Consider the following 23,597-nt stretch of genomic DNA (forward strand, 5'->3'; position numbering starts at 1 on the left):
ACGGGTGATTTCCGTCTCCGCGGTGAAGGTTGGCTCGTCGGACGCGTACTTTGTTCGGCAACACGCGTCTGTAGGAGCAGCCTTGGCACGGAAGATCGGCAGCCGGTACACCGCCCACCAGATCCTGGGACGGGGCAGCGCCGGCACGGTGTGGCTGGGCGAGGGACCGGACGGACCCGTCGCCATCAAGCTGCTGCGCGAGGACCTCGCCTCCGACGAGGAGCTCGTGGGCCGCTTCGTGCAGGAGCGCACCGCACTGCTCGGCCTCGAACACCCGAACGTGGTCTCCGTACGGGACCTGGTGGTCGACGGCAACGACCTGGCACTGGTCATGGACCTCGTCCGGGGCACGGACCTGCGCACCCGGCTCGACCGGGACCGGCGGCTCGCGCCCGAGGCCGCGGTGGCGATCGTCGCGGACGTCGCCGAGGGGCTGGCCGCGGCCCACGCGGCCGGGGTCGTGCACCGGGACGTCAAGCCGGAGAACGTGCTGCTGGACATGCAGGGGCCGCTCGGGCCCGGTGGTTCGCACCGCGCCCTGCTGACCGACTTCGGTGTCGCGAAGCTGATCGACACCCCCAGACGGACCCGCGCCACGAAGATCATCGGTACGCCGGACTACCTCGCCCCGGAGATCGTGGAGGGGCTGCCGCCGCGGGCCTCCGTGGACATCTACGCGCTGGCGACCGTGCTGTACGAGCTGCTGGCGGGGTTCACCCCGTTCGGCGGCGGACATCCCGGTGCGGTGCTGCGACGGCATGTGACGGAGACGGTTGCTCCGCTTCCCGGTATCCCCGACGAGCTGTGGCAGCTGATCGTGCAGTGCCTGGCGAAGGGGCCCGCGTCGCGGCTGCGGGCGTCCGAGCTGGCGGCGCGGCTGCGGGAGCAGCTGCCGACGCTGGCGGGGATGCCGCCGCTGGACGTGGACGAGCCGGACACGGAGCCGGTGGAGGAGGGCGGCGGGGAGCCCGCGGAGTCGGGGCCACGGCCGGCGCCGGTCGCGCCCTCCGGGCGGGTACGGCGGGGCTCGGTCCCCCTCGTTCCCGGGGCGAAGCCGGACTCCAACCGGGACACGCACACGTCGATGCGGGTGCCGGCGCCGGACGAGCTGGCGGGCGGGGCGCACGGGACCGCGCGGGTACCGCGGGCCGCGGGGGCGCCCCGGCCGGGGTCGGCGCGCAATCGGGCGACGACTCGGCGGCGGCGGATCACGCTCGGGGTGGCGGGCGTGGCGCTGGTCGCGGCGGTGGGCGCGGGGACGTGGGCGGTGACCTCCGGTGACGACGCGGGGGCTTCGCCGCAGGACACGGGGAGCTCGGCACCGTCCTCCCCTTGATTGGTGAGCGGAGCTCGACCGTGAACGCCGGGTGGGGCGGGATGCCGGGTCCGTTACGCTGGGAGGCGTGGCAGTCGTCGATGTATCCGAAGAGCTCAAGTCCCTCTCCTCGACCATGGAGTCGATCGAGGCCGTTCTGGACCTCGACAAGCTGAGGGCAGACATCGCCGTGCTCGAGGAGCAGGCGGCCGCGCCGTCCCTGTGGGACAACCCGGACGAGGCGCAGAAGATCACCAGCAAGCTGTCCCACCTCCAGGCCGAGGTCAGGAAGGCCGACGCGCTGCGCGGCCGGATCGACGATCTCGCCGTGCTGTTCGAGATGGCCGAGGAGGAGGACGATCCGGACACCCGTGCCGAGGCCGAGTCCGAGCTCGTCGCCGTCCGGAAGGCGCTGGACGAGATGGAGGTCCGTACGCTCCTCAGCGGGGAGTACGACTCCCGGGAGGCGCTCGTCAACATCCGCGCCGAGGCCGGTGGCGTCGACGCCGCCGACTTCGCCGAGAAGCTCCAGCGGATGTACCTGAGGTGGGCCGAGCAGAAGGGCTACAAGACCGAGATCTACGAGACGTCGTACGCGGAGGAGGCGGGGATCAAGTCCACCACCTTCGCCGTCCAGGTGCCCTACGCCTACGGAACCCTCTCCGTCGAGCAGGGCACGCACCGCCTCGTGCGTATCTCGCCCTTCGACAACCAGGGGCGCCGGCAGACGTCCTTCGCGGGTGTGGAAGTCCTTCCCGTCGTCGAGCAGTCCGACCACGTCGAGATCGACGAGTCGGAGCTGCGCATCGATGTCTACCGGTCCTCCGGGCCCGGTGGTCAGGGCGTGAACACGACCGACTCCGCGGTGCGCATCACCCACCTCCCCACCGGCATCGTCGTCTCCTGCCAGAACGAGCGGTCGCAGATCCAGAACAAGGCCACCGCCATGAACGTCCTGCAGGCGAAGCTCCTCGAGCGGCGCCGGCAGGAGGAGCAGGCCAAGATGGACGCGCTCAAGGGCGACGGCGGCAACTCCTGGGGCAACCAGATGCGCTCCTACGTCCTGCACCCGTACCAGATGGTCAAGGACCTCCGTACGGAATTCGAGGTCGGCAACCCCGAGGCCGTTTTCAACGGTGAGCTGGACGGATTCCTGGAAGCCGGAATTCGCTGGCGCAAGCAGCAAGAGAAGTAGGTTTGTCGACAAGGCAACTGCCCCTGCGTCAGGGGCGGTTGCCTTTTTCGCGCGCTGCGGCTTCCCCGATGTCTGGGTTTTACATCACACTCACAGCTCGAACATCGCGCAAAGCACCCTGACTTGGACATTGCGTGCGCAACGGCCTTGACGTTGCTTTGAAAAATCGGGAAGGTGCAGTGTGGCATGCGTATCTCTGGGGCGCATGTGAACCGGGGGGTTTCAGCTACATCTCAGCTATCTCCCGTCGATCACCGCCCCGAGCGCGGCCTCATCGACGATCAGCTACTGGGGGTAGCAACCATATGACAAAGAAGACGCGGATCCGGGTCGCGCGCATAGCCGCCGGTGCCGTGATCGCCGCGGGTGCCTCGCTCACGGTCGCCGGCGTGGCCTCGGCCGACACCAACGACGGCGGCCTCAGCGGGCTCGTCGCGACCGTGGCCGGCGAGGGCGACGAGGACCCCACCGACCCGTGTGAAATCGTCACCTCTCCCGAATGCGACCCCGGCAACACCACTGAGGGCACCGTTCAGGGCAACACCACTGAGGGTACGGTCCAGGGCAACACGGCCGAGGGCGCGGTCCAGGGCAACACGGCCGAGGGTACGGTCCAGGGCAACACCACTGAGGGCACCGTTCAGGGCAACACGGCCGAGGGCGCGGTCCAGGGCAACACCGCCGAAGGCGCGGTCCAGGGCAACACCTCCGAGGGCAACGGGTCCGAGGGCAACGGTTCTCAGGGCAACGGTTCTCAGGGCAACGGCTCTCAGGGCAACGGTTCCCAGGGCAACGGCTCGTCCGGCAACAGCTCTTCGGGCAACAGCTCCTCCGGCAACAGCTCTTCGGGCAACAGCTCCTCCGGTTCCTCCTCGGACGGCGGGTCCAGCGCGACCGGCGGTTCGAGCTCCGACTCCACCGGTGGTTCCGGTACCGACACCGACGGCACCTCCACCCAGGAGGAGGGCAGCTCCGCGCTGACCGACACCTCGGACACCACCTCCTCCGACACCACCGCCCAGGGCGGCGGCGGGGAGCTCGCCGAGACCGGTGCCGGCCAGACCACGTTCCTGATCATCGGTGCCGCCACGATGATCGCGGGCGGTGTCGCCTTCCGCGTGCTGCCGCGTCTCGTCGGGGGCCGTGGCGGGGCCGCCGCCTGACGGTAGCCGTCCCCCTGCGTGACGTTACGTGACGTACACACGAAGGGGCCCGGAGCTCGCCGGCTCCGGGCCCCTTCGGCGTCGTAGGGCCGCGGGTCAGGCGGTCTGGTGGGCCAGCAGGGCCACCGCCGCCACCAGGACCGCCAGCAGCGCGATCAGCGCCATGGGGTTCAGCCCCGCGAAGAAGTTCTCCTGCTGCAGCCGCTCGCGGTTCGCGCGGCACACGGGGCACCGGCCCTCGCTCACGGGCGCCGCGCAGTTAGCGCACACCAGCCGGTCGTACGTCATGCGCTCGCCCTCCTTGCACCGGTTCCACGTAGAGAACGCTCACGAGGCCGAGAACGTTCCCTTCCACTGTGCCAGGTCCTCCGGAGATTGCGCAGCTCGCTCCGCAAGGGGGCTCGGGGGCCGACTCACCGCCGCACGGCGGAGCCGCATGTCGGCAGCGTTCCGCGCCCCCGAGTGGGCTGTGCCGCCGTTCGTTCGAAGAGCCCCCGGTACAAAAGCCCACAAGCCTCCCGCAACCCGTCCCGGCGCCTGCGCTTGCGTACCCGGTTCGCGTATGGTCACGCTCATCTACCCCCGGCGACCCGTGGTGCACCCGTGATCCGATTCGACAACGTCTCCAAGGTCTACCCCAAGCAGACCCGCCCCGCACTGAGGGATGTCTCCCTCGAGGTGGAGAAGGGCGAGTTCGTGTTCCTCGTGGGGTCCTCCGGCTCCGGAAAGTCCACCTTCCTGCGGCTGATCCTCCGCGAGGAGCGGTGCAGTCACGGGCAGGTGCACGTGCTGGGCAAGGACCTCGCGCGCCTCTCCAACTGGAAGGTGCCGCAGATGCGCCGCCAGCTGGGGACGGTCTTCCAGGACTTCCGGCTGCTGCCGAACAAGACGGTGGCGGAGAACGTCGCCTTCGCGCAGGAGGTCATCGGCAAGTCGAAGGGCGAGATCCGCAAATCCGTGCCGCAGGTGCTCGACCTCGTCGGGCTCGGCGGCAAGGAGGACCGCAGGCCCGGTGAGCTCTCCGGTGGTGAGCAGCAGCGCGTGGCCATCGCCCGCGCCTTCGTGAACCGGCCCAAGCTGCTCATCGCCGACGAGCCCACCGGCAACCTCGACCCGCAGACCTCCGTCGGCATCATGAAGCTGCTCGACCGGATCAACCGGACCGGCACGACCGTCGTGATGGCCACGCACGACCAGAACATCGTGGACCAGATGCGCAAGCGCGTCATCGAGCTGGAGCAGGGCCGCCTCGTCCGCGACCAGGCGCGCGGCGTCTACGGCTACCAGCACTGACCGCACCCGCAGACGTCCACGGAAAGGCCTCAAGAACACGCCATGCGTGCCCAGTTCGTACTCTCCGAGATCGGTGTCGGTCTCCGCCGCAACCTGACGATGACCTTCGCCGTCATCGTCTCCGTGGCCCTGTCGCTCGCCCTGTTCGGCGGCTCGCTCCTGATGAGCGACCAGGTCAGCACCATGAAGGGCTACTGGTACGACAAGGTCAACGTCTCGATCTTCCTCTGCAACAAGAGCGACGCCGAGTCCGACCCCAACTGCGCCAAGGGCGCGGTCACCGAGGACCAGAAGAAGCAGATCAATTCCGACCTCGACAAGATGTCGGTGGTCGAGAAGGTCACGTACGAGTCGCAGGACGAGGCGTACAAGCACTACAAGGAGCAGTTCGGCGACTCGCCGCTGGCCAGCTCCCTCACGCCGGACCAGATGCAGGAGTCGTACCGGATCAAGCTGAAGGACCCGGAGAAGTACCAGGTCATCGCCACCGCCTTCGACGGGCGCGAGGGCGTGCAGTCGGTGCAGGACCAGAAGGGGATCCTCGACAACCTCTTCGGGCTGCTCAACGGCATGAACTGGGCCGCGCGGGCGGTGATGGCGCTGATGCTCGTCGTCGCGCTGATGCTGATCGTCAACACCGTGCGCGTCTCGGCGTTCAGCCGCAGGCGTGAGACCGGGATCATGCGGCTGGTCGGCGCCTCCGGCTTCTACATCCAGGCGCCGTTCATCGCGGAGGCCGCCGTCGCCGGGCTCATCGGCGGCACGGTCGCCTGCGGGTTCCTGGTGATCGCCCGGTACTTCATCATCGACCACGGCCTGGCCCTGTCCGAGAAGCTCAACCTGATCAACTTCATCGGCTGGGACGCCGTACTGACGAAACTCCCGCTCATCCTCGCCACGAGCCTGCTGATGCCGGCCCTGGCCGCGTTCTTCGCGCTCCGCAAGTACCTGAAGGTGTGACGCACACCCCCTGGGGCCGTACGGTCAAGCGACCGTGCGGCCCCTCACGTTCCCCTAGACTCACCGCCATGTCAGGCCGTGACCTGTTCTGTCAGCCCCGCCGCTTCGGCCGCGGGGCCGCCCTGACCTTGGTGTTCGCGAGTGTGCTCGTCGCCGGGGCGGCGACCGGCTCGCTGCCCGGGGACGGCCGCCGGACCGGGGCCGGTGAGACACGCGAGGCGGCCGGCACCTTGTCCGCCGGGCACGCGGAGGACGTGACGCGGGCCGCCGAGGAGGCCGCCGCGGTCGGCAAGTCCCCCGCGGAGGCCGCCGAGCGCGCCGTGAGCCGCAGCGGGGACCGCTGGGCCGCCGTCTACTCCGCGGGCGAGTACGAGGAGTTCGAGGAGTCCCTCGACGGCCGCTACACCGGCGTCGGGCTGTGGGCGCGGCGCGCGGCGGACGGGCGGATCGAGGTGACCCGGGTGCGGCCCGGCTCGCCCGCGGCCGACGCCGGGATCCGGTCCGGAGACCGGCTCACGAGCATCGACGGCCACGACGTCGACGGCCGCCCGGTCACCGAGGTCGTCTCCTTACTCCGCGGTGACGCCACGGACGCCCCCGCCGGCACGCCCGTCACGCTCGGCCTGGAACGCGGCACCCGCGCGTGGCGCGAGACCCTGCGCCGCGCCCTGCTGTCCACGGACTCGGTCACCGTCCGCAAGCTCCCGGGCGGCGCGAGGGTGATCAAGGTCGCCGCGTTCACCAAGGGCGTCGGCGACGCCGTCAAGACCGCCGTACGGCACGCTCCCGCCGACGCCGGGATCGTCCTCGACCTGCGCGGCAACTCCGGCGGACTGGTCACCGAGGCCACCTCCACCGCGTCAGCCTTCCTCGACGGCGGTCTCGTCGCCACGTACGACGTCGACGGCGACCAGCGCGCCCTGCACGCCGAGCCCGGCGGCGACACCGACCGCCCCCTCGTCGCGCTCGTCGACGGCGGCACCATGAGCGCCGCCGAGCTGCTCACCGGCGCCCTCCAGGACCGCGGCCGCGCGGTCGTCGTGGGTTCGCGCACCTTCGGAAAGGGCTCGGTGCAGATGCCGAGCCGGCTGCCCGACGGCTCCGTCGCCGAGCTGACCGTCGGCCACTACCGCACCCCCTCCGGCCGCACCGTCGACGGCCGGGGCATCACCCCCGACCTGGAGGTCACCGAGGGGGCGCTGGAGCGGGCGGAGACCGTGCTCAGCGGTCTCGGGGACCCGTCCTGACCCCAGGGGCGCACCGCGCGTAATCGGCTTTCCCTCCAACCCCTTCCAGGTGCGAAAATGGCCGCACTATGAGCAAGGGAATGTACGTACCGAAGGAGTCCCAGCCCAAGCAGGGCGGGGCGGCCGCCAAGTCCAAGGACGGCGAGAAGGGCGGCAAGCGCAAGATCGTCGCCCAGAACAAGAAGGCCCGCCACGACTACGCGATCATCGACACCTACGAGGCCGGGCTCGTACTCACCGGCACCGAGGTGAAGTCGCTGCGTCAGGGACGGACCTCGCTGACCGACGGCTTCGTCCAGATCGACGGGGGCGAGGCCTGGCTGTACAACGCCCACATCCCGGAGTACAGCCAGGGCAGCTGGACCAACCACTCCGCGCGCCGCAAGCGCAAGCTGCTGCTGCACCGCGAGGAGATCGACAAGCTGGCGGTCAAGGCGGAGGAGACGGGTCACACGATCGTGCCGCTCGCCCTCTACTTCAAGGACGGCCGGGCGAAGGCCGAGATCGCGCTGGCGCGAGGCAAGAAGGAGTACGACAAGCGGCAGACCCTCCGCGAGAAGCAGGACCGGCGGGAGTCGGACCGGGCGATCGCGGCGGCGAAGCGGAAGCAGCGGGCCGTGTAGCCTCGCGGGAATACGGTGGCATCCGCGTGCGTTGGTCACGTACGATGGCACCGCACCCCAACAGAGGGTGCACGGTTTGAGAACACAACATGGGGATGATCGGTTTCGACAGCGGCTGTCGAAGCAGGGGAAGCGTGTCGAGAAAGCGGCAATGATCTCGTAAACCATATGTCGCAAAAAATAATCGCCAATTCCAAGAGCGATTCTCCCGAGCTCTACGCTCTCGCTGCCTGATCAGGTAGTGATCGTTTAGCTCCTTCATGGGAGTGTCAGCCCGGGCTCGTTCCCGACCCGGATCCTGGCATCAGCTAGGGGACTAAACCTTGATCCCGGTCACGGGGTGAAGAGGGAAACCAAACAGTGACTGGGCCCGTCGGCGACTTGTTCGCGTGATCGCCGGGGCCGAGAAAATCGCAGCGAACTGCACACGGAGAAGCCCTGATTCCGCACCGTTGGACGCGGGTTCGATTCCCGCCATCTCCACTCATCCCATGTGGGCGAAGGCCCCGTCGCATACGCGGCGGGGCCTTCGTGCTGCTCACGCCCCCAGAGCCCGCGGCGCGGTGCTCGCCCGCCGGGTGAGGCGGGGCTGGAGAAGGGTCGCCTCCGGGGCGGTGCCGCCGCCCAGCTTCTCCATCAGCAGCTCCACCGCCCGCTCGCCGACCTCCGCCGACGGCAGCGCCACAGAGCTGATGCGGAGGCTGTCGGCCAGTTCGTCCGGACAGATCGCCGTCACCGACAGATCGCCCGGGACGCTCAGCCCGAGCTGCTCGAAGGCGTCGATCAGCGGTTCCAGGACCGCCTCGTTGTGGACCACCACCCCCGTCAGCGCCGGCTGCTCGCGCAGGAGCCGCTCCGCCACCCGCCGGGCCGCCGCCGGGGTCGCCTCGCAGGGGTGGACGGCGCAGGCGAGGCCGTTCCGGTCGGCGGCCGCGGTGAAGCCCTGGACCACACGTTGCGCGAACGCCGTCCCGCGCACGTAGACCTCCGGCGGGGAGCCGACCAGGCCCACCACCCGGTGGCCCAACTGGGCGAGATGCTCCACGCACACCTCACCCGCCGCCCGGAAGTCGAGGTCGATGCAGGTCAGCCCGTCGGGCTCGGCGGGGAAGCCGATCGTCACCGACGGCCGGTCCAGGGAGCGCAGCAGCGGCAGGCGGGGATCGTGCAGCTGGACGTCCATGAGGATCAGGGCGTCCACCAGGGCCGTGTCCGCCACCCGGCGCAGGCCCTCCTCGCCCTCCTCCTGGGTGAGCAGGAGGACGTCGTGGTCGTGGCGTCGCGCCGCCGTCACCACCGACACCGCGAACTGCATGACGACCGGGACATGGATGCCGGCCCGCAGGGGGACCACGAGGGCCAGGACGTTCGATCTGCTGCTCGCCAGCGCCCGTGCGCCCGCGTGCGGCCGGTAGCCCAGCTCACGGGCGGCCGCCTCGACCCGCCGCCGGGTCTCCGCCGAGATCGGGCGCTTGCCGCTGAGGGCGTACGACACCGTGCTGGGGGAGACCCCGGCCTGCCGCGCCACATCCGTGATCTTCACCATGAGCGCGGCTCCGGAACGTCGAGGGTCAGGAAACCCGTTCCCGCGTCGGCCCGCGCCACCCCGTCCCCCGCCGCCAGTGCCCAGGGCGCCGACGGGTCGCTCGCCGAGGCCCGCAGGGTGTCCCCCTCCCGTACGACGGTGAAGGTCACCTCCCCGACCCGTACCGTCACCTGCGCCCCGCGCTCCAGGCCGTACGCCCGCAGGGTGACCCCGTCGGCGTGCGGGTAGTCGGGGCGGTCGGCGTGCGCGCCCACCGGCAGCACCGTGCCCGGCCGTACCAGCAGCGGCACACTGAGGAACCCGTGGCGTTCGCGCACCCAGCGCGGTCCGGTCACCGTGCGCCCGGTGAGGTAGTGGGTCCAGGTGCCCTCGGGGACGTAGTACGAGACGTCTCCCTCGTCGCTGAAGATGGGCGCGACCAGCAGATCGGGGCCGAGCATGTACTGCCGTTCCAGGTACGCGCACCCGGGATCCTCAGGGAACTCCAGCACCATCGCCCGCATCACCGGCAGCCCCTCCTCGTGGGCGACGCGCGCGGCCTCGTGGAGGTAGGGCATGAGCCGCAGCTTGAGCCGGGTGAAGTGGCGCAGGACGTCCACCGACTCGTCGTCGAACAGCCAGGGCACCCGGTAGGAGGAGCTGCCGTGGAGTCTGCTGTGGGAGGAGAGGAGGCCGAAGGCCAGCCAGCGTTTGAAGAGGGACGGGGTCGGCGTGCCCTCGAAGCCGCCGATGTCGTGGCTCCAGAAGCCGAAGCCCGACAGGCCCAGCGACAGGCCGCCCCGCAGCGACTCGGCCATCGACTCGTAGGTCGCCTCGCAGTCGCCGCCCCAGTGGACGGGGAACTTCTGGCTGCCCGTCGTCGCCGAGCGCGCGAAGACGACGGCTTCCCCCTCTCCCCGGTGCTTGCGCAGCACCTCGAACACCGTGCGGTTGTAGAGGTACGTGTAGTAGTTGTGCATCCGCTCCGGGTCGGAGCCGTCGGACCACTCCACGTCCACCGGGACGCGTTCGCCGAAGTCGGTCTTGAAGCAGTCGACGCCCTGCGCGAGCAGCGTCTCCAGTTTCCCGGCGTACCAGTCGCGGGCGGCGGGGCTCGTGAAGTCGACCAGAGCCATCCCCGGCTGCCACAGGTCCCACTGCCAGACGCCGCCGTCGGGCCGGCGCAGCAGATGGCCGAGGTCCCTGCCCTCCGCGAACAGCGGCGAACGCTGGGCGATGTAGGGGTTGATCCATACGCAGATGTGCAGGCCCTTGGCCTTCAGCCGGGCCAGCATGCCCTCGGGATCCGGGAACACCCGTGGGTCCCAGGTGAAGTCGCACCACTGGAACTCCCGCATCCAGAAGCAGTCGAAGTGGAAGACCGACAGCGGGAGTTCGCGCTCCCGCATGCCCTCGATGAAGGAGGTCACCGTCTCCTCGTCGTAGGAGGTGGTGAAGGAGGTCGACAGCCACAGCCCGAAGGACCAGGCGGGCGGCAGTGCCGGGCGGCCGGTGAGGGCCGTGTATCTGCGGAGGATCTCCTTCGGGGTGGGGCCGTGGATGACGTAGTACGTCAACTGCTGGGTCTCGGCGCTGAACTGGACCCGGGAGACGGTCTCCGAACCGACCTCGAAGCTCACCTTGCCCGGATGGTCGACGAAGACGCCGTAGCCGGCGTCGGTGAGGTAGAAGGGGACGTTCTTGTAGGCCTGTTCGGTGGCCGTGCCGCCGTCGGCGTTCCAGATGTCGACGACCTGCCCGTTCTTGACCAGGGGGCCGAAGCGTTCGCCGAGGCCGTAGACGGAGGTGCCCACCCCCAGGTTGAGCTGTTCGCGCAGGTAGTGGCCGCCGGTGGCGGTGTCCCGGAGGATGCCCATGCCCTTGGGCCCGCTTGAGGTGAGGGTGCGGCCGTGGGCGAGGAACTCCACGTGCCAGGGGCCTGAGCGGGCCACCCGCACCGACAGCGCGCCGGAGGTCAGGGTCGCGTGCCGGTCGTCGTGGGAGAGCTGGGGCGAGAACTCCTCCTCGGTCAGCTCGAATGCGGGTTCGCGCGGGCGCTCGCCCGTGAAGTGGGTCAGGGTCAGGCCGATGACGTCGGGCATCGGGGTGTGGACGGTGATCGTCATGACCGGTCCCGTCATCAGGTCGCCGCGGCCGCGGACGGGCCGGGTCGGCGCGTGGATCTCCAGGGTGCCGTCCGACTCGGTGACGTCGAGGACCTCGGCGGGGTACGCCGCGGTGACGCCCTCGCGCAGCAGCCAGTAACCGTCGGAGAACTTCATGGTGGGGGGTCCTAACTACTTCACGGCGCCCACCGCTATGCCGCGGGTGAGCGTGCGCTGGAAGACGAGGAAGAAGACGAGGGCGGGGAGCACACCGAGCAGGGCGGCCGCGTTGGTCATCGTGGCGTCCATCAGCCGTTGGCCCTGGAGGACGCCGAGGGCCACCGACACCGTCTGGTTGTCGTTGGAGACCAGCATGACCAGCGGGAGCAGGAACTCGTTCCAGGTCCAGACGAAGAAGAAGACGAGGAGCACCCCGAGGGTGGGGCGGCTGACCGGGACGACGATCCGCCACAGCACCTGCCAGGTGGTGGCCCCGTCGATGCGGGCCGCCTCGATGATCTCGCGGGGGAACCGGCCCAGGACGGAGGAGAGGAGGTACGTCCCGAAGGCCGCCTGGATCACCGTGAAGACGATGATCACGCTCAGCCGGGTGTCGTAGAGGCCGGCCTGCTTGCTCAGGTAGTAGACGGGGTAGACCAGCGCCTCCTGCGGCAGCGTGTTCGCCAGGACGAAGAAGGCCAGGACCCAGGTGCGGCCCCTGATCCTCCCGATGCCGATCGCGTACGCGTTCAGGATCGACAGGACCACCGCGCACACCGCCACCGAGCCGCTGATGACGAGCGAGTTGACCAGCTTCCGGGTGTAGTCCACCCGCTCCCAGAAGTCCTTCAGACCGTCCAGATAGAGGCCGTCGGGCAGGCTCAGCGGGCCGTCCTGCGAGTACTCCGCGGGGGACTTGACCGCGTTCACCGCGACGATCAGGAACGGGACGACCATGAGGAGCGCGGCGAGGCAGAGGGCGATCAGGACCGGGTAACGCCGTAGGGCGCTCCTCATGCGCGTGCCCCTTCCTCGGCGTCCTCGGCGCGCGTCTGCAGTCTCAGGCCGACCAGGGACAGGGCCAGGATGATCACCGTGAGCACCGTGGAGATCGCCGCGCCGTAGCCGACCTGGGTCTTCTCGAAGAAGGTGGTGAAGGAGAAGTAGGAGGGGACGTCCGTCGCGCCGCCGGGGCCGCCCTTCGTCAGGACGTACACCGCGCCGAACACCTTCAGCGCGGCGATCGTGCACCAGGTCAGGACGACGTAGATCTCCGGCCGGAGCTGCGGCAGCGTGATGTGCCGGAAGCGGCGCCACCAGCCGGCGCCGTCCAGTGCGGCCGCCTCGTGGAGCTGGGGGTCGACGCGTTGCAGACCGGCCATGAAGACCACCAGCGGGAAGCCGAGCTGCACCCACACCATCACGGCCATCACGCTGTAGAGCGCGAGATCGGGATCGCCCAGCCAGTCCTGCTGCCACCCGCCCAGCCCGATCGCCCTCAGGAGTTCGTTGAGGGTGCCGTTGTCGGGGGCGAGGATCCAGCTCCACACGATCCCCGCGACCGCGATCGGCAGCACCTGGGGGAGGTAGAAGCAGGCCCGCAGGACGGCCGTCACCCTGCTGCCGAAGTGCCTGCCGACGTAGTCGAACAGGGCGGCCGCGAGCACCAGGCCGACCGCGGTCGGTACGGCCGCCATCGCGACGACCATGAACAGGCTGTGCCGGAACGACTCCCAGAAGTCCGCGTCGTCGGCCAGCTCCCGGTAGTTGGCGAGTCCGGACCACGACGGACTGCCCACCCCCTGCCAGTCGGTGAAGCTCACCCCCGTGTTCATCAGGAACGGGACGACGATCACCGCGAGGAAGGCCACGACCCCGGGGAGGAGGTAGAACGTGTACGAGTCCCGGGCGCGTGTCATCGTTTCGGTACGCCCTTGTCGTACGCCTTCTGCAACGCGTCCAGGTAGGCGTCCGGCTTCTCGCTGCCGGTGATCAGCTTCTGGGTCTCGGAGACGAGGACGTCGTAGAAGCCGGGGACCGGCCAGTCGGGGTAGAAGGCGAGGCCGTCCCGGCCGGACAGGGTGTTGAAGTCGGCGATGAGCTTCTTGGCCTTCGGGTCGGTGATGGCGGCGGTGTCCGCCGCGACCGGGACGCCGCCCTTGTTGCCGAGCAGGTTCTGGATCTTCTTCGACAGGGTGATGTCGATGAAGTCGTAGGCGAGTTCCTTGTTCCCCGCGCTCTTGGGGACGACCCAGAGGTTGCCGCCGGAGCCGAGGGTGAGGTCCGAGCCGGGCCACAGGGTGGTGCCCCAGTCGAACGTCGCCTCGTCCTGGAAGCGGCCGTACCACCAGCTGCCGGAGAACAGGATCGGCGCCTTGCCCTGGAGGAAGGAGACACCGGCCTGTTCGGCGGTGGCGCCGCTGGACTTCTCGCCGATGTAGCCCTTCTCCACCCAGTCGGCGAAGGTCTCCGCCGCGTACGTCCAGGCCGCGTCGTGGAAGTCGGTCTTCCCCTGGTACAGCTCGTAGGAGTCGACCCAGGAGCGGTCGGCCCGGGACAGCGCCAGCTGGTACAGGTACTGGTGGGCGAGGTACTCGGCGCCGGAGTTGGCGAGCGGGGTGATGTCGTGGCCGGCGAAGGTGTCCATCGCCGAGACCAGGTCGTCGAACGTCTTCGGCTCGGGGACGTCGTACTTCGCGAACAGGTCCTTGTTGAAGTAGACCATCGTGTACTCGGCGTAGTCGGTCACGCCGTACCACTTGCCCGAGCCCATGACACCGTTGTCGTCGTACTGGCTGGTGGTGCGTACGCCGGCGCTCGCCAGCTTGTCCCAGCCGCGCTCGGCCGCCTCGGCGGACAGATCGGTGAGGAGCCCCTGCCTGGAGAGCAGGCCCGCCGTCGCGTTGCCCTTGTTGTACTCCATGAGGTCGGGCGCGTCGGAGGAGTTGAGGACCATCGGGGCGGTCTTCTGGATCTGCTCGAAGCTCTTCTCCTCGAACTTCACCTTCACACCCGGGTGCTGGGCCTCGAACTCCTTGATCGCCTCCGCCCAGGCGACGCCCATCGCGCTGTTGGGGGCCTCGTAGTGCCACAGGCGCAGGGTCTTGGGGTCGGAGGAGCCGCCGCTCCCCGATCCACCGCAGGAGGCCAGCAGCAGGGCGCCCGCCAGGGCCGCCGCCGCACTCGCCATCGCACGCCTTCTTGCCGTCAACATCCTGTGCCTCCAGGGGAGTTCGGGATGGTTCTCCGGGCAGGAACAGCCGTCACGCGGCGTTCGACGAGATCGTCGAACCGTTTCGATGCGTGACGTCGAAGCGCTTCGACGGGGGAAGGTAGGCGGCGGCTGTGACGTGCGTCAATGGGGTGGGCGGGAATTGGCCGGAGGTGTGTGCGATGCGGGCCCGGCGTCCGGGGGAGCGGGGCCCGCTCGGGAGTGGTGTCTACTCGACGGCGGTGAAGAGGTCGTCGGCGGTGGTGGCGTGGACGGCGCGCTCCGACCAAGCGGTGAGCTGGTCGAGATCCGTGCAGGCTTCGACGCGGGCGCGTACGGGTTCGGGGACGTCGATGCCGCGCCAGCGCAGGATGTTCAGGGTCATCTCGGCGAGCGCCCCGACGCGGCCTTCCTCTCGTCCTTCCTCTCGTCCTTCCTCCCTGGCCTCCTCGGCGAACGGGTGCCGCCAGAAGTACTGCATGGCCGTCATGAGGTCCCTCCACATCTGCCGGGCCTGGGGGTCTGCCAGGCACGAGTCGACGAATTGCGCGAGGACCGCGGCGGTCTCGCGGTCCATGGTCCGCAGGGCGGCTTCCAGCGATTCCAGTATCGCCGGGGCCTGCCGTCCGCGGCCGTGTGTCATGGCCGAGAGCACCGCAAGGGGTGGATCTCGTCTGGCCTCCTGCTCGGTGGCGATCAGGGGTACGTTCTCCGGCCCGAGGACGAACGGCCTCGTGGGACGAGGTGACCATTTACGCGGCTCCCAGTTCGCACCAGACCAGCTTGCCGCGAAGGCCGAGCCGGGAGAGGGGCTGCCATCCCCACAGGTCGGAGCAGGACCGTACGAGGGCGAAGCCGCGCCCGCTCTCGGCGTCGGCCGGTTCGGTGAAGTCACCCGGCGGCTCGGGGGGTGCGGGGTCGGCGTCCCAGGCACCGATCTGCAGGACGCCGGCGCGGTGGCGGATGCGCAGGCAGGCGGGGCCCTTGGTATGGAGTACGGCATTGGAGACCGGCTCGGAGGCGAGGAGCTCGGCGGTGTCGATGAGGTGGGGGAGGTGGTGGAGGGTGAGGATCAGGCGGAGGGTACGGCGGGAGACGGTGACGGCTCTGGGGTCGGTGGGGATGTGGAGGGAGTACTCCCAGGAGTCGCAGTCGTTTTCAGGCATGGGGCAGCTCCGGTCGGCTGAGGATTGGAGGCGGTGGCAGTGCCGCAGCCGTCATGGCAGGACGGGGCGGTGCGCTTCCGCTGCGTGAAGTTCGCGTCACCGACGGTATGGGTAAAATTTGGGTCCCTGCAAGTCGTTGTCGTAATCTGCCCCTCGAACGAGTCACTCCCTCAGGGAAGTTGGGGGGCGAGGAGGAAGCGATGCCACGCAGGCGCCAGCCCACAGCACGCCAAGAACGTCTGGGCGTTGAGCTGCGGAAACTGCGTGAGGCCGCAGGCCTCAAGGCCCGCGAAGCCGCTGCCTTGGTCGGTTCGGACTCTGCACACATGAGTCAGATGGAGTCTGGTACCGCCGGCGTCAGCGAGGAGCGCCTACGGAGCCTCGCCGCTCATTACTCCTGCGAGGATGCAGAGTTGATCGAGGCGCTGGTTGCCATGGCGACCGATCGCACTCGGGGCTGGTGGGAGGAGTACCGAGGCCTTCTGCCCGCGCGGTTCCTCGACATCGCCGAGTTGGAGCACCACGCTTCCTACCGGCTCGATGTGGAGTCCCTGACCGTCCCCGGCCTCTTCCAGACGGAGGCGTACGCACACGCCATCTACTCGTATAGAGTTCCCGAACTCCCGCCCAAAGACACAGAGCTGCGCGTACAGCACCGGATGCGTCGCAAGACCATCATTGAGGGCCACGCTCCCATCCCCTACGAAGCCGTGATCCACGAAGCTGCTCTGCGCATCCGGGTCGGCGACCGTACTGCCGCACGCGCTCAGCTCGACCGCATTCTTGAGTTGTCGGAGTCGGACCACGTCACCGTGCGCGTGATCCCGTTCGACCTCGACGGCTTCGCGGGAGCTTGGAACACGATGATGTACGCGGGTGGCTCAGTCTCCAAGTTGGACACCGTCGTACGCGACGCACCCCAAGGTGCGGCGTTCATCGACTCCGAAGCTCAACTCGGAGCGTTTCGAACGCTCTTCCGTAAGGTGGAGGCTGCGTCGCTCGAGCCCGAGCGCTCGCGTGACTTCATCCACCGACTCGCGAAGGAACTGTGAGGTGCGCCATGATCGCTCCCGGCAACTGGCGGAAGTCATCCTTCTCCGGCGGCGGTGACGGCGACAACTGCCTTGAACTGGCCTCCACCCCCGGAACCCTCCACCTCCGCGAGTCCGACACCCCCGCCACCGTCCTCACCACCACCCCCACCACCCTCGCCCACCTCCTGGCAGGCATACGCACGGGCGTCCCCTCCCGCCAGGACTGACCGCGCCGAAGCCGCTCCCTCGTCCTTCCTTGAGTACGCCTACTCATGCCAACCCCCGCCGGCCCGGGGACGATGGACTGTGTTGACGGACAGGACGGATCGGACGGACCGGCAGGCCAACCGGGGGGCGGGGGCATGGGCAGACTTCTGGGGGCGGTCGTGGCCGTCGGGGCGGCGGCCGCGGCACTGATCCTCGCCTACGTGGCGGGGGCGCCGACCGCAGTGGTGTTCGCCGTCGCGGCGGGTGTGCTGAGCCTGCTGTGGCTGACGCTCCTGCTCACACTGCCCTGGAACCTGTACTTCCGTGCGCATGCCGTGCTCGCCGAGATCGCGGTGAGCCGAGGGAAGGGGATGGACATCTCCCCGGCCCGGGACGCCGAGGCCGCGCGCATCGCCCGCGCGATGCTCCGGGCGGCGGTCGCGGGCCACGTCCTGACGGCGGCGGTCGTCTGCGCGATCACCTGGGCGACGGGCGAGTTCACCGGTTACTGGTTCGCCGTGTTCTTCGTGCTGAGCACCTTCTTCCGTCCGGCCGGCGCGTACTTCGGCCAGCTCCGCCGACGCCTGGGAACCCTCCTGAAAGACGTCACCTATCCGCGGGACGACGTCGTCGAACTGCGTTCCCGCGTGGACCGCGCCGAGGCCGGGACGCGGGTTCTGGAGGAGAAGACGGAGGAGCAGTACAAAGCCCTCGCCGAACTGCGCCGCACCGTCGACGCGCTGGCCATGAGCACGTACGAGCGGGCGGAAGCGACGGACCGCCGGATCGCCGCGCTGGGCAGGGAGTTCGAGTCCACGGTGAACCGCCTCACCGACAACCAGGAGATCATCGCGGGCGTGAAGGCGTTCCTGCGCCTGCTGCGCTCCGACGACATGACCGACGCGACCGACGGCGCCCCTGCCTCCGGGTGAGCGGGGCCGCCCAGTCCTCTGGCGGGGCGGTTGCCCTCAGCGTTGCCGTCTGAGCAATAGACCTGTTGTGACTCACCGTAATCGCGATCACCTCCTTGCCCGAGTGGCGCCCCGAGCGTGCTCCGCTACCCCCCACTGGACATCCGAGAACTCGTAGGCATTACTCGGCATGCCGTACCTCTGCTGGCTCGGAGTGGACCGACCTCGCCCACCGGCTGTTCGAGGGGCGCGGCATCCGGGTCGCGTCGGCGGCTCCCCTCGCGGTCGGAGACGAGGAGTTCCAGCGGGTCATGGCAAAGGAGGACAATCCGGTCCTCGCGGTGGTGGGCTTTCCGGTCATGCCTGGGACCGTGTCGCGCCCCTTGATCGATCCCGTCCCCCTGTCACCGGTGTCGCTGGTGTGGCGAAAGGGGCTGGTCCATCCGGGCCTCGATGCGCTTCGACGGTCGGCCGCCGAGATCGCGGGTGCGGAAGGGTGGCTTCAGCGGCCCGTCGGCGGATGGATTTCAGCCATGGACATGAGCATGACTTCTCTACACAAACGACACATCGCGAACACGGGCCCCACCCCTGCGCTAGATTCGTCGACCTGAGCGCATTGGGGTAAACGGGGCGCGGGGACCGGGTGGGGGCCCGGTTCCGTCGACGCGCGCTCGGGGTCGTAGGCGCACCGTGAACAGTCCGTGGGGGGAAGTGCGCACGTGAAGAAATGGCGGGAAGACGCCCATCCGGAAGGTTTGACGTGGCCGGAAGCGGCCTCTTCGACCAGGGATGTGCCGACCGTGGACGGATACCGGTCATTACCGGACGTTCCCTTGCAAGCCGGGCGATCGGTGGTCTCGAACGACCTTTCCGAAAACGAACGGTCGAGCGGACTCCGTGATCCGTGGGAACCGGGGGCCGACGGGGGCGAGGGGCCCGACGGGACCGACAGGGTCGACGGGACCGGTGACGGCAGCGAGGACGCGGCCGACCGGGGCAGCGACCCGGACGAGGTGACCGTCCAGCTCGACTCCCCGTACGCGGCCGAGGGAGGCGGCGGCCACGCGGCCTCCGACGCCCCGGTGTTCGTGGACGAGTCGGGCCGCCGCAGCCGTACCTTCCGCCGCATCGGCATCCTGGTGGGCCTCGCCTGCGCGGCCTACGCCGTCGTCATCGTCGCCACCCTTCTGTCGGGCAACGCCGGCGCGCCCTGGCTGCCGGTGCCGGGTCCGGGCGACGGTCCGCCGGCCGACCGGGTCGAGGCCACCCGCGCACCGGGCACCTCCGCCGCTCCCACCTCCGGAGCACCGGGCTTCGCGGCGCCCCGCAGCCCGGGAGTCTCCGCCTCGGCGGGCACACCGGCCCGGCGGGGAGCCGACGCCGGACCCAGCGCCTCGGCCGGCCCGCCGTCACCGACCCCCTCCGCAGGGGCCCGCCCCTCCATCGGCGGCACCACCCGCCCCACCACGGCACCCAGCGCCTCCCCGTCCGCCCCCGGCCCGAGCAGTCCGGTCGTAGGCGGCTCACCCTCACCCCAACCCTCGGCGTCCTCCCCCGTCACCAGCCCCTCCCCGGAGAGCTCGCCGTCCCCGGCGGGCGGCGCCTCCACGACGGTGGCAGACGGCGCACCGCACCCGGCGACGGCGCCGAGCCCGGGGGCGTGACCGCCCGCCACCCGCCAAGGGTCGTGCGGTTCGTCCGCTCCGGCGCGCGCATCAGGCCCACGCCGTCCGCCACCCCGCTCGCCCGGTCCGCCCCGCGCCCCCGCCGGCTTCCGCTGCCCGAACCGGCCCCCTGACCGCCCCGCCACACTCACGCGGCTCGACCTGGCCCGTGCGGCTCAGGGCGTTCCGGCCGGGGCCACGCGGCACGCGCCGCGCAGGCCACCCGCACCGACCGCCGCCGTACAGCCCGTGCGGTCCGGCGTCGGCTCACCTTCTCTCATCCTCGTCCCCGGAGTACGACCTCACATGGCACCACGCACCAACCGGCGTTCGACCCGGCGCTCCGTCGTCGGGCAGGCCGGGCATCTCGCGTCCGGCGGTCAGTCCGCGCCCGTATCGGGAAGTGAGGGGGCCGGGGTTCCGCCCGGCCGGCGGGCCGTTCGCCGGTCCGGACTCCGCCGGCCCCGGGCCTCCCGGACAGCCGGTCCGGTGTCCGGCGGCCCCGCCGCGCCGCCACCGCCCTCCGCCGGGCGCCGGACGATGCCGCTGCGTCTGCGGCATCTGCTTCCGCTCCTCGTCCTGCTGGCGACGCTGGCGACGCTGATGCTGCGCGGCTATGTGCACAGCGAGATCCTCGCCGACCACCGGATCCGCCCCGAGGCCGCCGCCGACAAGGTTCCGCAGCAGATCCTCGACGGCGGGCCGGTCCTCGACACCCGGGCAGGGAAGCGCACGAGCCTGGACGTGCCGGACCGTCGGATCGTGCTCACGTTCGACGACGGGCCCGATCCGAGGTGGACTCCCGAGGTCCTCGACGTCCTGAAGAAGCACCGCGCGCACGCCGTCTTCTTCATCACCGGCACCATGGCCTCCCGCTACCCGGAACTGGTCCGCCGTATGGTCGCGGACGGCCACGAGATCGGGCTGCACACCTTCAACCACCCCGACCTCTCCTACCAGTCCGAGAAGCGCATCGACTGGGAGCTCACCCAGAACCAGCTGGCCCTGGCGGGCGCGGCCGGGATCCGGACCTCCCTCTTCCGGCCGCCGTACTCCTCCTCCGTCGACGCCCTCGACAACGCGTCCTGGCCGGTCACCCGGTACGTCGGCACCCGCGGCTACCTCACCGTCTTCACCACCGCCGACAGCGAGGACTGGCGCAGGCCGGGCGTACGGCAGATCATCCGCAACTCCACGCCGAAGGACGGCAGGGGCGCGATCGTCCTGATGCACGACTCCGGCGGCGACCGCCACCAGACGGTCCGGGCCCTGGACGCCTATCTGCCCGAGCTGCAGCACAAGGGCTACGCCTTCCAGAACCTCACCGAGGCACTGAAGGCCCCCAGCGCGCACACCCCGGTCACCGGCGCCGAGCTGTGGAAGGGCAAGGCGTGGATCTTCCTGGTCACCGCGTCCGACCACCTCACCGACGTCCTCGTCGTCGGCCTCGCCGCCATCGGCTTCCTCGTCCTCGCCCGCTTCGGACTGATGCTGCTGCTCTCCGCGATCCACACCCGCCGCACCCGCCGGCGCGGTTTCGCCTGGGGACCCGACGCACCCGTCACCGAACCGGTCTCGGTACTGGTCCCCGCCTACAACGAGGCCAAGTGCATCGAGAACACCGTCCGCTCGCTCATGCGCAGCGAGCACCCCGTCGAGATCATCGTCATCGACGACGGTTCCAGTGACGGCACCGCCCGTATCGTCGAGGACCTCGCCCTGCCCGGTGTACGCGTCGTACGGCAGCTCAACGCGGGCAAGCCGGCCGCCCTCAACCGGGGCGTGGCCAACGCCCGGCACGACCTGATCGTGATGATGGACGGCGACACCGTCTTCGAACCGGCCACCGTCCGCGAACTCGTCCAGCCCTTCGCCGACCCGCGCGTCGGCGCTGTCGCCGGCAACGCCAAGGTCGGCAACAAGGACACCCTGATCGGCGCCTGGCAGCACATCGAGTACGTGATGGGCTTCAACCTCGACCGCCGTATGTACGACGTCCTGCGCTGCATGCCCACCATCCCGGGCGCGGTCGGGGCCTTCCGCCGCTCCGCCCTGAACCGGGTGGGCGGCATGAGCGACGACACCCTCGCCGAGGACACCGACATCACCATGGCCATCCACCGCGACGGGTGGAAGGTCGTGTACGCCGAGAAGGCCCGCGCCTGGACCGAGGCCCCCGAGTCCGTCCAGCAGCTGTGGTCGCAGCGCTACCGGTGGTGCTACGGCACCATGCAGGCCATCTGGAAACACCGCCGGGCCCTGGTGGAACGGGGGCCGTCGGGACGCTTCGGCCGGGTGGGCCTGCCCCTGGTCTCGCTGTTCATGGTCGTCGCCCCGCTGCTCGCCCCCCTCATCGACCTGTTCCTCGTCTACGGCCTGGTCTTCGGCCCCACCGGCAGGACGATCGCGGCCTGGTTCGGCGTCCTCGCCGTGCAGGCGGGCTGCGCGGCGTACGCCTTCGTCCTGGACCGCGAACGACTCACCCCCCTCGTCTCCCTCCCGCTCCAGCAACTCCTCTACCGCCAGCTGATGTACGTCGTGCTGCTCCAGTCGTGGATCACCGCCCTCACCGGCGGCCGGCTGCGCTGGCAGAAGCTGCGGCGCAAGGGGCAGGTGGCGGCTCCCCCCGCCGAGACCACGGCGGTGGAAGGGAGCGCGGCATGACGACCACCCGGCCGACCGACGTCACCGCCCCGACGCGCGCGCCCCAGGGCCGCGACCGCTACTTCGACCTGCTGCGCGCCGTCGCCCTGTTCCGGGTCGTCTTCTACCACCTGATGGGCTGGGCCTGGCTGCCCGTCGCCTTCCCCTCCATGGGCGTGATGTTCGCCCTCGCCGGCAACCTCATGGCCCGCTCCCTCGGGAAACGGCCCGCCCCGGAGGTCGTACGGGGGCGGCTGCGCCGCCTGCTGCCCCCGCTGTGGATGCTGGGTGCGGTCGGTGTCACCGGCATGCTGCTGGCCGGCTGGGGGCCGGACGACGAGGGACACCCCGGCTGGTGGTGGCTCCACCTCACCTTCTGGATCCTCCCGCTCAGCGACCCGCCGTACGGCGAGAACCTGCCCGGTGTGCACGGCCTGATCGCCGACGGCTGGGCCGTCGACCTGGCCGTACCTCTCTGGTACATCCGCGCCTACCTCTGGTTCGTCCTGCTCTCCCCCCTGCTCCTGCGGGCCCTGCGCGCCGCACCCTGGCCCACGGTCCTGGCGCCGATCGCGCTCTCCGCCGCCCTGGAGTTCGGCGCGGTGTCGGTGCCGAGCTGGCGGCTGGACTCCAACCTCAGTGACCTCGGCGCCTTCGGCGCGTGCTGGCTGCTCGGCATGGCCCACCAGGAGGGCGTGCTGCGCCGCCTGCCCCGGTACGTCGTGCCGTCCCTCGCCCCGGCGGTGGCCGGATTCGGTCTCTGGTACGCCCTCACGCACGGCTTCGAGGCGGGGCACGACCTCGACGACATGCCGTTCGCGCAGTCCCTGTGGTCGTTCGCGGCCGTACTGCTGCTTCTGCACCTCAGCCCGTCCTGGTCCGAGTGGCCGCGCCCGCTGCGCCGCTGGGACCGGCTGGTCACCCTCCTCAACTCGCGGGCCGTGACGATCTACCTGTGGCACAACGTGTGCATCGACGTCGTCGAGGCGCTCTGGGACCGCCTGTGGGGCATCGCCTGGCTGGAGGAGAACACCCCTTGGCTGCTGGAGAACCCCTGGTCACAGCTGCCGTTCGTCTGGCTCCTGACCGCCCTCTGCGTGGTCTGCTTCGGCTGGGTGGAGGACCTGGCCGCCCGGCGCGGGCCGCGGCTGTGGCCGGACGGGCGGACCGGGGGCCACCGGGCCTGAATCCCGGGGACCGGTCTCCCCGGGCCCGGCCGACGGGCACGTACCCTTGCCCAAAACCTCTCACCCGGCCTGCGCCCGAGGTGAGAGCAACGTTCCCTTCCGGTCACCGACAGCCACAGGACCGGAAACGCGCCCTCCCTACCTT

Annotated in this window: 20 protein-coding genes, 1 other RNA gene and 2 pseudogenes; 15 read left to right on the forward strand and 8 right to left on the reverse strand. The window is 70.0% G+C overall.

What is annotated here, in order from left to right:
- Window positions 1-82: 82 nt before the first annotated feature.
- The 3 genes from ACIBVL_RS37675 to ACIBVL_RS37685 all read left to right on the forward strand — a co-directional run bounded on the left by ACIBVL_RS37675 (window position 83) and on the right by ACIBVL_RS37685 (window position 3,673).
- Window positions 83-1,336 carry a serine/threonine-protein kinase gene (locus ACIBVL_RS37675; protein WP_399104769.1) on the forward strand — a complete coding sequence of 418 codons (1,254 nt, stop codon included), beginning with the start codon at window positions 83-85 and terminating at the stop codon, window positions 1,334-1,336.
- Between the two features lie 67 nt (window positions 1,337-1,403).
- Window positions 1,404-2,510 carry a peptide chain release factor 2 gene (gene prfB / locus ACIBVL_RS37680; RefSeq protein WP_399104771.1) on the forward strand — a complete coding sequence of 369 codons (1,107 nt, stop codon included), beginning with the start codon at window positions 1,404-1,406 and terminating at the stop codon, window positions 2,508-2,510.
- A gap of 305 nt (window positions 2,511-2,815) precedes the next feature.
- Window positions 2,816-3,673: a hypothetical protein gene (locus tag ACIBVL_RS37685; protein WP_399104773.1), complete on the forward strand. Its 858-nt coding sequence runs from the start codon at window positions 2,816-2,818 to the stop codon at window positions 3,671-3,673.
- 96 nt (window positions 3,674-3,769) lie between these two features.
- On the opposite strand, the gene ACIBVL_RS37690 is transcribed toward ACIBVL_RS37685, so the two are convergent.
- On the reverse strand, window positions 3,770-3,961 hold the full coding sequence (locus ACIBVL_RS37690) for a hypothetical protein (RefSeq protein WP_055639109.1): 192 nt from the start codon (window positions 3,959-3,961) through the stop codon (window positions 3,770-3,772).
- A gap of 315 nt (window positions 3,962-4,276) precedes the next feature.
- Here ACIBVL_RS37690 and ftsE point away from each other — a divergent pair, with 315 nt between their 5' ends.
- From ftsE to ssrA, 5 genes are all read left to right on the forward strand, one after another.
- On the forward strand, window positions 4,277-4,966 hold the full coding sequence (gene ftsE, locus ACIBVL_RS37695) for a cell division ATP-binding protein FtsE (RefSeq protein ID WP_399104775.1): 690 nt from the start codon (window positions 4,277-4,279) through the stop codon (window positions 4,964-4,966).
- Window positions 4,967-5,008: 42 nt separating this feature from the next.
- Complete coding sequence (gene ftsX / locus ACIBVL_RS37700; protein WP_399104777.1) at window positions 5,009-5,926, forward strand: permease-like cell division protein FtsX; 918 nt, start codon at window positions 5,009-5,011, stop codon at window positions 5,924-5,926.
- Window positions 5,927-5,994: 68 nt separating this feature from the next.
- Window positions 5,995-7,173, forward strand: coding sequence for a S41 family peptidase (locus ACIBVL_RS37705; RefSeq protein WP_399104779.1), 1,179 nt, complete (start codon window positions 5,995-5,997; stop codon window positions 7,171-7,173).
- 80 nt (window positions 7,174-7,253) lie between these two features.
- The gene (smpB, locus tag ACIBVL_RS37710; protein ID WP_399104933.1) at window positions 7,254-7,796 is read left to right on the forward strand and encodes an SsrA-binding protein SmpB; all 543 of its coding nucleotides are present in this window, start codon (window positions 7,254-7,256) and stop codon (window positions 7,794-7,796) included.
- A 91-nt stretch (window positions 7,797-7,887) separates the two neighbouring features.
- Window positions 7,888-8,282, forward strand: a transfer-messenger RNA (tmRNA) gene (ssrA, locus tag ACIBVL_RS37715).
- A 52-nt stretch (window positions 8,283-8,334) separates the two neighbouring features.
- Here ssrA and ACIBVL_RS37720 read toward each other — a convergent pair.
- The 7 genes and pseudogenes from ACIBVL_RS37720 to ACIBVL_RS37750 all read right to left on the reverse strand — a co-directional run bounded on the left by ACIBVL_RS37720 (window position 8,335) and on the right by ACIBVL_RS37750 (window position 15,803).
- The gene (locus tag ACIBVL_RS37720; RefSeq protein WP_399104781.1) at window positions 8,335-9,342 is read right to left on the reverse strand and encodes a LacI family DNA-binding transcriptional regulator; all 1,008 of its coding nucleotides are present in this window, start codon (window positions 9,340-9,342) and stop codon (window positions 8,335-8,337) included.
- Window positions 9,336-11,603: an alpha-xylosidase gene (yicI, locus tag ACIBVL_RS37725; protein ID WP_399104783.1), complete on the reverse strand. Its 2,268-nt coding sequence runs from the start codon at window positions 11,601-11,603 to the stop codon at window positions 9,336-9,338. Before yicI ends, ACIBVL_RS37720 begins: the two co-directional genes overlap by 7 nt.
- Before the next feature lie 15 nt (window positions 11,604-11,618).
- Window positions 11,619-12,443 carry a carbohydrate ABC transporter permease gene (locus ACIBVL_RS37730; RefSeq protein ID WP_399104785.1) on the reverse strand — a complete coding sequence of 275 codons (825 nt, stop codon included), beginning with the start codon at window positions 12,441-12,443 and terminating at the stop codon, window positions 11,619-11,621.
- Complete coding sequence (locus tag ACIBVL_RS37735) at window positions 12,440-13,345, reverse strand: carbohydrate ABC transporter permease (protein ID WP_399104787.1); 906 nt, start codon at window positions 13,343-13,345, stop codon at window positions 12,440-12,442. The genes ACIBVL_RS37730 and ACIBVL_RS37735 overlap by 4 nt, the downstream gene beginning before the upstream one ends.
- The gene (locus tag ACIBVL_RS37740; protein ID WP_399104790.1) at window positions 13,342-14,640 is read right to left on the reverse strand and encodes an ABC transporter substrate-binding protein; all 1,299 of its coding nucleotides are present in this window, start codon (window positions 14,638-14,640) and stop codon (window positions 13,342-13,344) included. The genes ACIBVL_RS37735 and ACIBVL_RS37740 overlap by 4 nt, the downstream gene beginning before the upstream one ends.
- A 226-nt stretch (window positions 14,641-14,866) precedes the next feature.
- Window positions 14,867-15,388: pseudogene (locus ACIBVL_RS37745) on the reverse strand (hypothetical protein); the annotation flags it as partial.
- A 1-nt stretch (window position 15,389) separates the two neighbouring features.
- A complete protein-coding gene (locus ACIBVL_RS37750; protein ID WP_399104792.1) occupies window positions 15,390-15,803 on the reverse strand; it encodes an ATP-binding protein in 414 nt (137 codons plus the stop codon).
- 200 nt (window positions 15,804-16,003) lie between these two features.
- Between ACIBVL_RS37750 and ACIBVL_RS37755 the strand changes: the two genes are divergently transcribed.
- The 7 genes and pseudogenes from ACIBVL_RS37755 (at window position 16,004) to ACIBVL_RS37785 (ending at window position 23,452) form a co-directional block, all read left to right on the forward strand.
- Window positions 16,004-16,855, forward strand: coding sequence for a helix-turn-helix domain-containing protein (locus tag ACIBVL_RS37755; RefSeq protein ID WP_399104794.1), 852 nt, complete (start codon window positions 16,004-16,006; stop codon window positions 16,853-16,855).
- Window positions 16,856-16,863: 8 nt separating this feature from the next.
- Window positions 16,864-17,064 (forward strand): DUF397 domain-containing protein, encoded by a 201-nt coding sequence (locus ACIBVL_RS37760; RefSeq protein ID WP_399104796.1) that lies wholly within the window; start codon window positions 16,864-16,866, stop codon window positions 17,062-17,064.
- Between the two features lie 135 nt (window positions 17,065-17,199).
- Window positions 17,200-17,976, forward strand: coding sequence for a hypothetical protein (locus tag ACIBVL_RS37765; RefSeq protein WP_399104798.1), 777 nt, complete (start codon window positions 17,200-17,202; stop codon window positions 17,974-17,976).
- 188 nt (window positions 17,977-18,164) lie between these two features.
- Window positions 18,165-18,569 (forward strand): annotated as a pseudogene (locus ACIBVL_RS37770) (hypothetical protein); the annotation flags it as partial.
- A gap of 240 nt (window positions 18,570-18,809) precedes the next feature.
- Window positions 18,810-19,622 carry a hypothetical protein gene (locus ACIBVL_RS37775; RefSeq protein WP_399104800.1) on the forward strand — a complete coding sequence of 271 codons (813 nt, stop codon included), beginning with the start codon at window positions 18,810-18,812 and terminating at the stop codon, window positions 19,620-19,622.
- Window positions 19,623-20,162: 540 nt separating this feature from the next.
- Entirely contained in the window at window positions 20,163-22,286 is a 2,124-nt protein-coding gene (locus ACIBVL_RS37780) for a bifunctional polysaccharide deacetylase/glycosyltransferase family 2 protein (RefSeq protein WP_399104802.1), read from the forward strand.
- The gene (locus tag ACIBVL_RS37785; protein WP_399104804.1) at window positions 22,283-23,452 is read left to right on the forward strand and encodes an acyltransferase; all 1,170 of its coding nucleotides are present in this window, start codon (window positions 22,283-22,285) and stop codon (window positions 23,450-23,452) included. The genes ACIBVL_RS37780 and ACIBVL_RS37785 overlap by 4 nt, the downstream gene beginning before the upstream one ends.
- Window positions 23,453-23,597: the final 145 nt, after the last annotated feature.

Origin of the sequence: Streptomyces sp. NPDC049687, from assembly GCF_044465285.1 — a bacterium.
Lineage (GTDB): Bacteria > Actinomycetota > Actinomycetes > Streptomycetales > Streptomycetaceae > Streptomyces.